The 13,110-nt window shown below is 73.0% G+C and carries 11 protein-coding genes and 1 tRNA gene; 6 read left to right on the plus strand and 6 right to left on the minus strand.

Annotated elements, in window-relative coordinates; translation table 11 throughout:
* Window positions 1-341: 341 nt before the first annotated feature.
* From BM142_RS19145 to BM142_RS19155, 3 genes are read right to left on the minus strand one after another with little or no spacing between them, the layout of a single operon-like run.
* The gene (locus BM142_RS19145) at window positions 342-671 is read right to left on the minus strand and encodes a hypothetical protein (RefSeq protein WP_092202230.1); all 330 of its coding nucleotides are present in this window, start codon (window positions 669-671) and stop codon (window positions 342-344) included.
* A 23-nt stretch (window positions 672-694) separates the two neighbouring features.
* Window positions 695-2,218 carry a metallophosphoesterase gene (locus BM142_RS19150; protein ID WP_092202378.1) on the minus strand — a complete coding sequence of 508 codons (1,524 nt, stop codon included), beginning with the start codon at window positions 2,216-2,218 and terminating at the stop codon, window positions 695-697.
* 10 nt (window positions 2,219-2,228) lie between these two features.
* The gene (locus BM142_RS19155; protein ID WP_254791079.1) at window positions 2,229-2,756 is read right to left on the minus strand and encodes a GtrA family protein; all 528 of its coding nucleotides are present in this window, start codon (window positions 2,754-2,756) and stop codon (window positions 2,229-2,231) included.
* Window positions 2,757-2,928: 172 nt separating this feature from the next.
* Here BM142_RS19155 and BM142_RS19160 point away from each other — a divergent pair, with 172 nt between their 5' ends.
* The 3 genes from BM142_RS19160 (at window position 2,929) to BM142_RS19170 (ending at window position 5,256) form a co-directional block, all read left to right on the plus strand.
* The gene (locus tag BM142_RS19160) at window positions 2,929-3,810 is read left to right on the plus strand and encodes a Rieske (2Fe-2S) protein (RefSeq protein ID WP_092202232.1); all 882 of its coding nucleotides are present in this window, start codon (window positions 2,929-2,931) and stop codon (window positions 3,808-3,810) included.
* Between the two features lie 28 nt (window positions 3,811-3,838).
* A complete protein-coding gene (locus BM142_RS19165) occupies window positions 3,839-4,657 on the plus strand; it encodes a hypothetical protein (protein WP_139228949.1) in 819 nt (272 codons plus the stop codon).
* Between the two features lie 526 nt (window positions 4,658-5,183).
* A tRNA-Lys gene (locus BM142_RS19170) sits at window positions 5,184-5,256 on the plus strand.
* 104 nt (window positions 5,257-5,360) lie between these two features.
* On the opposite strand, the gene BM142_RS25700 is transcribed toward BM142_RS19170, so the two are convergent.
* Entirely contained in the window at window positions 5,361-6,026 is a 666-nt protein-coding gene (locus tag BM142_RS25700) for a helix-turn-helix domain-containing protein (RefSeq protein ID WP_092202236.1), read from the minus strand.
* Window positions 6,027-6,234: 208 nt separating this feature from the next.
* Between BM142_RS25700 and BM142_RS19180 the strand changes: the two genes are divergently transcribed.
* Window positions 6,235-6,684, plus strand: a complete 450-nt coding sequence (locus BM142_RS19180; RefSeq protein WP_175527363.1) for a DUF2599 domain-containing protein — start codon at window positions 6,235-6,237, stop codon at window positions 6,682-6,684.
* 292 nt (window positions 6,685-6,976) lie between these two features.
* Here BM142_RS19180 and BM142_RS19185 read toward each other — a convergent pair whose 3' ends face one another.
* Window positions 6,977-7,825: an MBL fold metallo-hydrolase gene (locus BM142_RS19185; RefSeq protein ID WP_092202240.1), complete on the minus strand. Its 849-nt coding sequence runs from the start codon at window positions 7,823-7,825 to the stop codon at window positions 6,977-6,979.
* A 149-nt stretch (window positions 7,826-7,974) separates the two neighbouring features.
* Between BM142_RS19185 and BM142_RS19190 the strand changes: the two genes are divergently transcribed.
* Both BM142_RS19190 and helR read left to right on the plus strand, forming a co-directional pair.
* Entirely contained in the window at window positions 7,975-8,376 is a 402-nt protein-coding gene (locus BM142_RS19190) for an MmcQ/YjbR family DNA-binding protein (RefSeq protein ID WP_217640798.1), read from the plus strand.
* A gap of 167 nt (window positions 8,377-8,543) precedes the next feature.
* Window positions 8,544-10,691 carry an RNA polymerase recycling motor ATPase HelR gene (gene helR / locus BM142_RS19195; protein WP_092202242.1) on the plus strand — a complete coding sequence of 716 codons (2,148 nt, stop codon included), beginning with the start codon at window positions 8,544-8,546 and terminating at the stop codon, window positions 10,689-10,691.
* Between the two features lie 3 nt (window positions 10,692-10,694).
* Here helR and BM142_RS19200 read toward each other — a convergent pair whose 3' ends face one another.
* Window positions 10,695-13,088 (minus strand): ATP-binding cassette domain-containing protein, encoded by a 2,394-nt coding sequence (locus BM142_RS19200; protein ID WP_092202244.1) that lies wholly within the window; start codon window positions 13,086-13,088, stop codon window positions 10,695-10,697.
* Window positions 13,089-13,110 lie beyond the last annotated feature (22 nt).

The following is a 13,110-nucleotide window of genomic DNA, read 5'->3' on the forward strand; positions in this document are numbered from 1 at the left end:
CAGGAGCAGGAGCAAGCCGACCCATCACAGACCTGGCTCGTATCGGGCACCGACGGGCAGCAGCGCGAGGGGCCGAACCGGCGATTGGGCTGTGAGCCACGACGCCGACCCACCAGTACGGTTCGACGAGCGTGACGCTCGACCTCAGACACGCCGAAGCGCCCCCCGCCGAACGCCGTCCTGCGGAACCAACCCGCGAATATCAGCATCGACCGCGCGTCGCACCGACACGCTCACCCCGTCGCACCGCCGATCCGAGCCAGCACAAAAGCGAGGCGCCGCCAGAGCACCCAGCCCCGGCGGCGCCTCGCCCTGCCCTCTTGACAGCGAGGGACTACATATCAGCCCAGGGAGGCCCGCAGCTCGACGGAGTCCCCGGTCACGCTGGAGCACTCGAGCTCGAGCGGGCCGGCGACGACCGACTCCCCCTCCCCGCACGAGACCCGGGTGTCGCCGACGCTCAGCGAGGCGCGCCCGTCCTGGGCGCCGACGAAGGTGAGGGTGGTGCCGAAGAGGTCGGCCTCCGCGCCGTCACCGGAGAGGGTGACCGTGCAGGAGCTGGTGGAGCAGCTGATGCCGTTGGCGGTCACGGAGCAGGCGGACAGCGGCAGCAGCAGCGCGCCGGCCAGCAGCGTGGCGGCGGTTCGGGAAGCCGTCGGCGTCGAGGACATCCTCCGAGCGTAGGTCGCCGTCGTCACTCCGCCGGGGAGGCCGGAGCGCTCGCGTCACCGGGCGGGAGGTACTCGTCCAGGGCGCCGTCCTCCGTGCCGCCGGTCGACTCCTGCTGCTCGCCGGTCGGCAGGGTGTGCCGCTGGATCATCACCTCGGTCTCGCCCAGGCCACCCAGGGTGATCTCGTCGTAGGCCTGCAGCCGCCCGGTCTCCGCATCCAGGTAGAGCACCGTGCAGGTCAGTGGCTCGGGGTACTCGCCCTGCAGCGCCCGCAGGCCGGCGCCGCCGGTCGAGCCCTGGACCATCAGCAGGGTCCCGTCGTCGAGCTCGGACACCTTCCGGTCGTGGGTGTGGCCGGCGAGGACCACGTCCACCAGCCCGTCGAGGGGCTGCGCCTGCCTCGGGTCGTGGACCATGGCGATCGCCGGCGGCTCGGGGAGGTCCTCGACGACGTCGGCGAGCTCCTCGCCGGACTCCTCCAGGACGTCGACGCCGGCGTCGTCGTCGCCGGTGCTCTTGTCCGGGGTGAAGCGGGGATCGGGGATGCCGGCGATCTCGATCCCGGCCACGGTGACCGTCGAGGCGTCGAGCACGGTCGTGTTCGGCTGCGCCGCCACCAGCCCGGCGGTCACCGCCGAGTCGTGGTTGCCGCGGATGAAGACGTACGGCACGCCGAGGGTGCCGACGGAGGTGATCAGCCGGTTCTCCGGCCCGCTGCCCCAGTCGGTGATGTCGCCGGTGTCGAGCACGCCGTCCACCCCGAACTGGTCGACCACCTGCCGCACGAGGTCGAAGCCCGACGGGTTCAGGTGCAGGTCGGACACGTGCAGCAGCACGACGGTGTCCCCCCCACCGCTGGGGGCCGGCAGCGAGGACAGCGTGGCGTAGAGGGTGCCGACGTTGCCGACGATGTCCTCGAGGGAGGCGCGGTAGGCGTCGAAGCGGGTGACGATGTCCTCGGCGCTGCCGATGAGCGAGGTCGCGTTCGCCAGCAGCCCGCTGTAGGTGGGCTGGGACAGCGCCTCGGGACGCCAGGTCGCCGCGCCCAGCCCGGCCGTCCCCAGCAGCAGGACGGTGGTGACACCGGCCGCGATCAGCGGTTCCTTGCGGCGACGGGTGACGACCAGGCTCGTGACGGCGGCGCCGAGCACGGCGAGCCCCGCGGTCGTCCACACCAGGCGGACGACGGCGGACTGGAGGTCCTCGCTGACCTCGGTGACCACCCCGGCCAGCCGGACCGGGTCGTTGGCCAGGGCCTCGGCGCGCTCCTGGTCGACCCGCTGCAGGGCGACGTCGAGGCGCAGCGGCCCGTCGTAGACGTCGACGGTGATCGACCCCAGCGGAGGGACGGCGACCGTGGCGTTGCCGCCGGCCGGCCGGAAGGCCAGCGAGGCGTCGAACGGGCCGATGGGCGCGGAGATCCGGCCGAAGAGCAGCACGGCCAGGAGGGCGCCGACGAGGGCGACGGCCACCCGCAGCGTCCAGCGCCCGGCCACGCGCGCGGACCGTTCCCATCGGGGAGGGCCCGGGTCCGTCGGCTCGATCATCGCGCTCACGTTACTGAGCGGGTGCCCCCGTCGGACGGAAGATCCAGCGGAGGGCGACGAATCGGATGAGTCCGATGAGCCCGGTGACCGTGACGACGAGCAGGATCTGCAGGACCGGGTGGGCCGCGCCGACGCTCGCGTCGAGCCAGCCCAGCGCGACGCTGGTGGTCACGAGGCCGAACAGGGACACCCCGCCGGCCTCGACCTGCGCGGCGAGCCAGCCGACCCGCTCGTCGGCGTGGAAGGTGGTGCGGCGGTGCAGCTCGTTGGCCAGGATCGAGGAGGCGACGGTGGCGACGATGTGCGCCGCCAGGTAGCCGAGGCTCTCCAGGCCGAGGAAGAGCAGGGCGTAGAGGGCCGTCGAGGAGCCGCCGACGAGCACGAAACGCACGAACTGGCCCAGCGTGTCGTCCCGGCGGAGCCGTTCGGAGGCCACGTGCGCGACCTCGGCGACCGGCTGCAGCGGGCCCTGCGCGACGTCGCCCTCGGAGCCGGTGGCGGCCTCCTGTCGGCGGCGCAGCAGGGCGGGGCAGGTCACGGGGTTCCTCTCGCAGCGGTCGTCGGGTCAACGTTCCTCTCCACGCCGACCCTTGTCACGCGGAAACATGCCTGCTCACCCTGTTGATTCCCTGTCGGTTACCTCACGATCGGCCGATCACCGCCGGTTCTTGAGGGCGTCGCGGGCGGGTGGAGCGGGTAGGGGAGCGCCCATGAGCCTGATGGGGATCCTCGACCGGGTTGCCGACGTCCAGACCTTCGACAAGGTCATCGAGCCCGCGCGGCGGGCGGTGAACGCGGCGCTGCGCCCGCAGGCGGTCAAGGATCTGCTGCACGGGACGTGGCTGGGTCACTCCCTGCACCCGGTCGTGGTGCAGGTGCCGGTGGGCAGCTGGATCTCGGCCGGCCTGCTCGACGCCATCCCGCCGCTGCGCCCCGCGGCGACGGTGCTGATCGGCACCGGCGTGGCCGCGGCCGTGCCGGCGTCGCTGACCGGTGCGGCGGACTGGTCCGAGCAGGACGCCGGGGTGCGCCGCCTGGGCGCGCTGCACGCCGTCGCGAACAGCGCCGCGCTGGGCCTGTACGTCGGCTCGCTCGTGGCGCGCAGCAAGGGACGCGGCACCCTGGGGCGGGTCCTCTCCTACGCGGGACTGGGGATCGCGAGTGGGTCGGCGGCGATCGGTGGGCACATGTCCTACGCGCAGTCCTCCGGCGTCTCGCACTCCGCGACCGCGGCCCGGGCCCTCACCTCCGACTGGATCGACCTCGGCCCGCTCGACGACCTGCCCGAGGGGCGGCCGGCGCTGCGGACCGGGCCGGGCGGCAGCGTCGCCGTCCCCCTCGCCGCCGTCCGGCGGGGGACGACGGTCGACGTCTTCATCGGCGCCTGCTCGCACCTGGCCGGCCCGCTGTACGAGGGGCGGGTCGAGGAGGTGCGGGGCCGGGACTGCCTGGTGTGCCCGTGGCACTCGTCCGCCTTCGACCTGGACAGCGGTTCACCGCGCCGCGGCCCGGCGGCCAGCCCGCAGGAGAAGCTCGAGGTGCGGATGGAGGCGGGCCGGGTCATGGCCCGGCTGCCCGGACGCAACCGGTAGGCCGGTCCGCGCCCTACGCTTCCGCCTCGTGAGGCGGACGGTGGTCGCACTCCTCGTGGCGGGAACCGCCGCGTGCGGGACGACGGCCGGCCCGGTCGAGCCGTCGCCGTCGGTGGAACCGGTTGCGGGGTTGCAGGCCGAGGTGGTGCGGCTGCGCACCGACGAGGCCGTCGGGAGGCGCCTGCAGGTGCGCCTCACCAACACCGGGGACGAGGCGTTCGCCATCGGCGCGGCGGCCCTGGACTCGCCGGGGTTCGCCGGGTTGCCCGACACGGCCGTCACGGCGCAGTTCGCCCCCGGACGCGTCATCGACCTGCCCGTGCCCTACGGCGACCCGGTGTGCGACGCGGACCCGCTCCCGGCGGTGGCGCGGTTGACCCTGGTCCGCCCCGGCGGCGTGGCGGAGCCGGTGCGCGCGCCGCTGTCGGCCGAGGTGCTCCAGGTCGTCCACGACGAGGAGTGCGCCGTCCGGGCGGTGCTGGAGGTCGTGGACGTCGCCGTCACCGGCTTGGCCGAGGACGGGGACGTGCTCACCGGCTCTCTGGAGCTGACCAGGCGCGAGGGCGACGACCGGGTGAGGGCGACCGCCCTGGGGCGCAGCGTGCTGGTCGACGTGACGGCGGAGGGGCTGCCGGTGGTCCTGGACCGCGGGGAGCGGGCCGTCCGGGCGCCGGTGTCCTTCACCCCGGCCACCTGCGATCCGCACGTGCTGTCGGAGACGAAGAAGCCCTACGGCTTCCCCCTGACGGTGCAGGTGGGGGACGACGACCCGGTGCCGGTGGACCTGCCGCTGGATCCGGCGCAGCGCGACGGGCTCGCCGCGCTGGTGCAGCGGGTGTGCGCCTGAGTGCCTGCCGGCGACGAGAGACCGACCCGGCCGCCCCGGGGGGAACGGGTCGACCGGGCCGGGGCCGTGACCGCCGGACACCGGTCCGGCGGAAGATCTGCGGTCGGGGGACGGGCGTGTCGCACGGTCCCCGACCGGAGCGGTGATGACGGTACGTAGTCGTCGACCGCGTCCGGCATCCCCTGAACGGGTGCAATGCCCCCGACGACGGTGACGGAGCGCACACCACGCCGGGTTGGGCGGTGGCCTCCCGGGGCACGGGAGGGTGGTGTTCTTCCTCTTCTCCAGCCGGCTGGGCTGCCTCGGCTCGCTGCTGGTCTCCGCGCTGCTGACCCTGGTGCTGCTGCTGGTGTTCGACGTCCTCTGACCGTCCGCTCGGCGGGGACGTGGGGACGACGCCGTCACCGCTGCAGCGGAGCGACGGCCGATCGTGCGGGCGGGCTCGTGGTCCGCTCGATCGGCCGGACCACCGGTCGACCGTCGTCGTAGGCTGCCCGCGACGGATCCGGGCCTCCGCCGGACCGCCGGGCCTCTAGCTCAATTGGCAGAGCAGCGGACTTTTAATCCGCGGGTTGAGGGTTCGATCCCCTCGGGGCCCACTGAAGATCCTGGTCAGTGGCGAGGTGTGGCCGGCCAGTGGTGCTCAGCAAGGCATCGTCCGGGACTGTGCAGGGCGTCGCCCAGGAAAGATGTGCCGGCCAGGTTAGGTCCAGCCGTCACGAATGTCGATGGCGCGCAGTTCGGGAGGCGGCCTGTGGACGCCGAAGAGCACCGACACCCTCCGATTACTGGTGACGTGACAGGGCGCAGCGCGTCCGTCCCCGTCGGCGTCCTTGCCGGTGCACAGGGCGAGTCCCGCGGCCGGCAGGGGCTCGCGGACTTGGCGGCTCCAGGGGCCCCACCTCAGTAGCAAGGCGTGTGGCTGATCGGCTGCCCTTGGCTCTGGCAAGACTGCGATCCATACCCAGCCGCTGACTTCCGCCGGCCACCGGTGCACAAAGAAGGTGCCGGCGGTGCCGGGACGCCATTTCCAGCTCGCCGCCGCGAGATGCGCTACGCCTGCCGTCACCCATCCCCGGCAGGCATAGATGGAGTCCAGGACAGCCGCCTTCTCCCAAGGCAGCGGCTCGCCCTGCTCGTATCGTTGCAACGACGACTTCGAGATCTGGCCGTCAGACGCTCCCGCAACTTCCCGTTGGGTGAGTCGCTTGGCCGCCCGCAACCCCGCCAACTCATGTCCGAAGGCGCTCCACGTCGACGGCAGGTCGGGAAGCTCTCGGGGGTGTCCGTTCACGGCCCTCCTCGCCGACGCATCTTGACCGCTGGTTGGCCCATGGTTGGCCCGCCACCGGGCTGGCCCCGTGAGCACCGCGGCCTGTTCTCTGGGACGTACCCCACCAGCCCGTCAGGAAGGCGGTCCCAGGATGTCGATGATCCGACGTATGAGTCGCGGTCGCACCGAACAGTCGCCTACCCCCAGCGCCGGACGCGTGGCCGCCGGTGATGCTTCCGCCAGCCGGTCGCGGTCCCGCTGGTCCACAGCCGCTGGTGCAGCCCTGGTCACCGTCCCTGGTGTCGTGTTGCTCAATGCGCCGAGCGCCGCGGCATGGGTGCCGTACTGCGGTGAGAGCCAGTTCGTCCACGAGATCCAAGTCGAGGACTGGGCCGACGGCCATCAGAAGATCAGCGTCACGCCCAAGGGCCACAGCCGCGTCGCTGTCGATGCGAACGGTGCCACAATCGCCATGTGGCACGCCGTCCAAGACTGCGTCGCCGGGCTCTACGGGGGGCGCGCCGACACGATCTATGACCAGCTCGAGTGCCACCAGCACTTCGGTGCGGCCTGGTTCGCGACCGGAGACACCTACGACCTCGAGACCTGGCGGCCCACCTTCGGGCCTAGTGAGTGGGTGTCCAGCCACTGCGGCAACGAACTGGGGACGGACCCGGCCGGACCTGTCCGTGGCCACTACCGTCCGGACGCGGGGGTAACGGACTTGGAGGGGGCCTTCGACTCCGTGGCCTGAGCGGCGTCCGGGGCGACCACGCGGACGGGGCTGGGCCGTGCCGCGTGGCGAGCAATGAGGCTCCGCCTCGTCGCCGTCGCCGCCAGGTGCAGGCATCCTCGACCTGGGTGGATGAGGCGCCGCCTGGGCGCGTCTGCGGACGTCTTCGCCGTAGTCCACGTCCCTCGGCCGACGGCCGTCCACAAGTGGTCGCGTTGTGGTGCGCACTGCACACTGCGCGTCAGCGGGGGCTACGGGGGACGCCGGCACCCATCGCGGCTCGGGCGCTCGCATCGGTCGATCGCGACGGTGGTCACGGGCCGGGCGTCCCGCGATGCTCGCCCCTCCGGGCGAGGCTCTGGGCCTGCCCCTCGTGGATGTCGCCCACCCACTCCCACCCGGGCTCGGCCGACGTGCTGATCCGCGGATCATCCGGAGCGCGCCCGTCGCGCAGGGCGTGCAGGTACGCGCGGTCCAGCTCGATCCGTGCGTGCACCTGACCGGGCCCGCCGACGGACCCGTGCCCGGGGATGACGACCTCGACGCCGTCCGCGACGGCCTGGAGCAGGTTCAGCCCGGCGAGGTAGTCCTCGACCGGGTCGGCGCTGCCGTGCGGATCGGGGTCGTCCAGCATCGGGATGAAGACGTCGGAGAGCATGTCGCCGGCGACGAGGACCGTGCGCTCGGCGATCAGCAGCGCCGCATGACCCGGGGCGTGCGCCGGATGCTCGATGATCCGGACCCGCGGGCCGTCCCAGGGGAGCTCCGCGGTTCCGGCCGGCAGCCCCGTGATGCGGCCGAACAGGTCCAGCGTCATCTCCCCGGCGATCTCCGGCGGCAGCCCCTCGGCGACGCGGGCCAGCCAGTCCGGATCGGACAGCAGATCGCGCAGGAAGGCGGCGCAGCGGGCGGTGCCGTACCGGGGCGCCTCGCCGAGCTCGGGATGCCAGAGCACGTGGTCCCAGTCGGGGTGCGTCGCGAAGCCCGCCGCGACGTGCCGGCCGGACGCGGACAGGTCGTCGGCGAGGCAGGCCATCTCCCCGTCGGTGATCCCCGGGTCCACGACCAGCACCCCGCCGGACCGGCCCTGCACGACGACGGTGTTGTTCCGGAGCAGCTCGCTCCGGTGGACCAGCACACCGTCGGCCACGTGCGTCAGCACGGGCGGCTCCTCTCGCTCGTGGTGGCCACCCGTTCGTGCGGCCGCACATGTGCGGAGGAGACGATGCCCGGCCCGGCGCAGCGGCGTCCAGCACTCGACGCGCGGGCGCGTGCGACGAGGCGATGACTCCCACGTGCCGCCGCGGTCGGATGTGCGGAGGCGACGCGTGCGACGAGGGGCCGGTGCTGGGCATGGCGGTGATCGACGACGTCCGGGCGCTGGGCGCGGAGCTGGAGCGCCCCTACCCGGTGTACGTGCGCGGCCGGCTGAAGTTCCGCGTCGGGCAGATCGTCTACGTGGCGTTCTCCCGGGACGAGAGCGTCATGGGCTTCGCCTTCCCCAAGGAGGAGCGGGCGGCGCTCGTCCGGGGCGAGCCGCACAAGTTCTCCCTGCCGGCTGCGTCGGACCTGCGCTTCTCCTGGGTCCACGCCGACCTCGCCGCACTGGAGCCGACGGAGGCGCGCGAGCTCGTCGTGGACGCGTGGCGCATGGTCGTCCCGAAGAAGGTCTCCCGCGCCTACGACGTCGGCCATCCGGCCGGCCCGGGCTGACGGCCGGGAGTTCCGGGAAGCGCGGCCGACGGCGCCGTTCCTCTTCCCACCTGAACGTATAGCGCACCCGGGGGCTTGCGGCAAGGCCCGGGTGGGGCTCCACACTCGTCGACCGAGGCCTGGACCTGCGCGTTCATGCTCACGCCCCTCGGATCGGAGCTCATCCCGTGCACCCGCTGACCACCAGTGCGTTCGACCTACCCGACAGCCTCGCCGCGAAGGCCGACCCGGCGCTGATCGGCGGCGACGACCGGCACTTCGCGGCGATCGCCGAGACCCTCCGGCAGACCGTCGCCGAGCTGTCCGGCCGGCTCGACGCGGAGCGGAGGTCGCCCGGCGGCACCGGTCAGGAGGCGCTGGACCGCGACCTCGAGGTGCACCGGCTGACCGCCCGCCTGCGCGCGCTGCGCCGCTTCGGCCTGGACCTGTGCCTGGGGCGCATCGTCGCCGCCGACGACCCGCGGCCGGTGTACGTCGGGCGGCTCGGCCTCACCGACAGCACCGGACGACGCCTGCTGCTCGACTGGCGCTCGCCGGCCGCCGAGCCGTTCTTCGCCGCCACCCACGCCGCCCCGATGGGGCTGGTCAGCCGGCGCCGGTACCGCTGGGTCCGCGGCCGGATCACCGACTACTGGGACGAGGTGTTCACCGCCGACGGGCTGGAGGGCCACGCGGCGCTCGACGACCAGTCCGCCTTCCTCGCCAGCCTGGGCGGCAGCCGATCGGCCCGCATGCGCGACGTGCTCGGCACCATCCAGGCCGACCAGGACGCGATCATCCGGGCGGGCTCCGACGGTGCTCTCGTCGTCGACGGCGGGCCGGGGACGGGGAAGACCGTCGTCGCGCTGCACCGCACCGCCTACCTGCTCTACGCCGACCCCCGCCTGGGCCACCACCGGGGCGGGGTGCTGTTCGTCGGCCCGCACCAGCCCTACCTGGCCTACGTCTCCGACGTGCTCCCCAGCCTCGGCGAGGAGGGGGTCCAGACCTGCACGCTGCGCGACCTGGTCCCCGAGGGGGCCGTGGCCGTGGAGGAGACGGACCCGGACGTCGCCCGCCTCAAGGCCTCGGCGCGGCTGGTCACGGCGGTCGAGGCGGCCGTCCGGTTCTACGAGGAACCGCCGGCCACCGGGACGACGGTCGAGACGCCGTGGGTCGAGGTCCGGCTCAGCGCCGACGACTGGGCGGAGGCGTTCGAGGCGGCCGAACCCGGCACCCCGCACAACGAGGCCCGTGACCGGGTCTGGGACGAGCTCGTCGCCATCGTCGCGGACCGGCACGACGACGACGTCCCGGCCGACCAGCTGCGCCGGGCGCTGCTGCGGGACCGGGAGCTGCTCGCGACGTTCAACCGGGCGTGGCCGCTGCTCGGCGCGGCCGACCTGGTCGGCGACCTGTGGTCGGTGCCGGCCTACCTGCGCCGCTGCGCGCCCTGGCTCACCGCCGGCGAGGTGCGGATGCTGCAGCGCGCGGAGCCCGCCGCGTGGACGCTGCCGGACCTGCCCTTCCTCGACGCCGCCCGCCGGCGGCTCGGCGACCCGGAGACCTCGCGCCGGCGGCGCCGCCAGGAGGCCGCCGTGGCCGACCAGCGCGCGACGATGGCCGACGTCATCGAGGAGCTGATCGCGGCCGACGACTCCGAGCTGCTGCTGATGACGAGCCTGCGCCACGGCGACCTGCGCGACGCCCTGGTGGACGAGGACGCCGTCCCGGACGCCGATCCCGACCTGCTCGCCGGCCCGTTCGCGCACGTCGTGGTCGACGAGGCGCAGGAGCTGACCGACGCCGAGTGGCAGATGCTCCTGGCGCGCTCGCCGTCCGGGAGCCTGACCGTCGTCGGGGACCGGGCGCAGGCCCGGCACGGTTTCCCCGAGTCGTGGGAGGAGCGGCTCGAGCGGGTGGGCCTGCGCCGGGTCCGCCACGCCTCGCTCACCGTCAACTACCGCACGCCGGAGGAGGTCATGGCCGAGGCCGAGCCGGTCATCCGCGCCGCCCTGCCCGACGCCAACGTGCCGACCTCGGTCCGCAGCAGCGGCCGCCCCGTGGTCCACGGGCGGGTGTCGGAGCTGCCGGCCGTCCTCGACGCCTGGCTGGCCGCGCACGACGACGGGACCGCCTGCGTCATCGGCGACCCCACCGTCCGGTCGACGCCGCGGATCCGGTCGCTGACCCCGCAGCTGGCGAAGGGGCTCGAGTTCGACCTCGTCGTCCTCGTCGATCCCGACCGGTTCGGGACGGGCATCGAGGGTGCGGTCGACCGCTACGTCGCGATGACCCGGGCCACCCAGCAGCTCGTGGTGCTCACGAGCAGCTGACGGTCATGCCCCGACGTACGCCGCCAGGTGCTCGCCGGTGAGCGTCGAACCCGCGGCGACCAGGTCGGCGGGGGTGCCCTCGAAGACGACGCGGCCACCCTCGTGGCCGGCGCCGGGGCCGAGGTCGACGATCCAGTCGGCGTGCGCCATCACGGCCTGGTGGTGCTCGATGACGATGACCGACTTCCCGGAGTCGACCAGCCGGTCCAGCAGCCCGAGCAGGTTCTCGACATCGGCCAGGTGTAGGCCGGTGGTCGGCTCGTCGAGGACGTAGACGTCGCCCTTCTCCGCCATCTGGGTGGCCAGCTTGAGCCGCTGCCGCTCACCTCCGGACAGCGTGGTCAGCGGCTGGCCCAGGGTGAGGTAGCCGAGCCCGACGTCGGCCAGCCGGTCCAGGATCGCGTGCGCGGCAGGCGTCCTCGCCTCGCCGTCGCCGAAGAACTCCTCGGCCTCGGCCACCGGCATCGCGAGCACCTCGGCGATGTTCCGGCCGCCGAACGTGTACTCCAGGACCGCCGCCTGGAACCGCCGGCCCTCGCACTCCTCGCACGGGGACTCGACGGTGGCCATGACCCCCAGCTCGGTGTAGATGACCCCGGCGCCGTTGCAGGTCGGGCAGGCGCCCTCGGAGTTGGAGCTGAACAGCGCCGGCTTGACGCCGTTGGCCTTGGCGAACGCCTTGCGGATCGGCTCCAGCAGCCCGGTGTAGGTGGCCGGGTTGCTGCGCCGCGAGCCGCGGATCGCGCCCTGGTCGACGACCACCACGCCGTCCCGCGGCGCCACGGAGCCGTGGATCAGCGAGCTCTTCCCGGAGCCGGCGACGCCGGTCACGACCGTCAGCACGCCCAGCGGGATGTCGACGTCGACGTCCCGGAGGTTGTGGGTGTCCGCGCCCCGTACCTCCAGGGATCCCGAGGGCGCGCGCACCGAGGGCTTCAGCGCCACCCGGTGGTCGAGGTGCCGGCCGGTCAGCGTGCCGCTGGTCCGCAGCCCGTCGACGGTGCCCTCGTAGACGACCTCGCCACCGCCGGTGCCGGCCCCGGGGCCGAGATCCACCACGTGGTCGGCGATCGCGATCGTCTCGGGCTTGTGCTCGACGACCAGCACGGTGTTGCCCTTGTCCCGCAGCTGCAGCAGCAGGTCGTTCATCCGCTCGATGTCGTGCGGGTGCAGCCCGATGGTCGGCTCGTCGAAGACGTAGGTGACGTCGGTGAGCGAGGAGCCCAGGTGGCGGATCATCTTGGTGCGCTGGGCCTCGCCCCCGGACAGCGTGCCCGCCGGCCGGTCGAGGGAGAGGTAGCCCAGGCCGATCCCGGTGAACGAGTCGAGCAGGTGCTGCAGCCCGGTGAGCAGCGGGGCCACGGACGGCTCCTCGAGCTCGCGGATCCAGCCGGCCAGGTCGCTGATCTGCATCGCGCAGAGGTCGGCGATGTTCGTGCCCCGGATCTTCGAGCTCAGCGCCTCCTTGGTCAGGCGGGTGCCGCCGCACTCGGTGCAGGTCGTGAACGTCACCACCCGCTCGACGAAGCGGCGCACGTGCGGCTGCAGCGCGTCGATGTCCTTGGAGAGCATCGACTTCTGCACCTTCGGGATCACGCCCTCGTAGGTGAGGTTGATGCCCTCGACCTTGATCTTGGTCGGCTCCTTGTACAGGAGGTCGTGCATCTCCTTCTTGGTGTACTTCCCGATCGGCTTGTCCAGGTCGAGGCCGATGCCCTGGAAGAGGCGGCCGTACCAGCCGTCCATGCTGTAGCCGGGCACCATCAGGCCGCCCTCGGCCAGGGACTTCGACTCGTCGTAGAGCGCCGTGAGGTCGAAGTCGTTGAGCGCGCCCATGCCCTCGCACTTCGGGCACATGCCGCCCAGGTAGACCGCGTCGCGCACCACGCTCTTGTCCACCCGGCCGCCGGACTTCTCGGTGCTCATCACCCCGCTCGCCTTGCGCGTCGGGACGTTGAACGAGAAGGCCGTGGGCGGCCCGATGTGCGGCTGCCCGAGCCGGCTGAACAGGATCCGCAGCATCGCGTTGGCATCGGTGGCGGTGCCGACGGTGGAGCGCGGGTTGGCACCCATCCGCTCCTGGTCGACGAGGATCGCCGTCGTCAGGCCCTCGAGCAGGTCGACCTCCGGGCGGGCCAGGTTCGGCATGAAGCCCTGCAGGAAGGCGCTGTAGGTCTCGTTGATCATCCGCTGCGACTCCGCGGCGATCGTGTCGAAGACCAGCGAGCTCTTGCCCGAGCCGGACACCCCGGTGAACACGGTCAGCCGCCGCTTCGGGATCTCGACGCTGACGTCCTTGAGGTTGTTCTCGCGCGCCCCGAGCACGCGGATCATGTCGTGGCTGTCGGCGGCGTGGACCGCGGCCGGCTCCCGGTCGGTCGGCGTGCCCGTGCTCATCGTGTCTCCCTCGGTGCGGTGG

Origin of the sequence: Blastococcus tunisiensis, assembly GCF_900112815.1 — a bacterium.
Lineage (GTDB): Bacteria > Actinomycetota > Actinomycetes > Mycobacteriales > Geodermatophilaceae > Blastococcus_B > Blastococcus_B tunisiensis.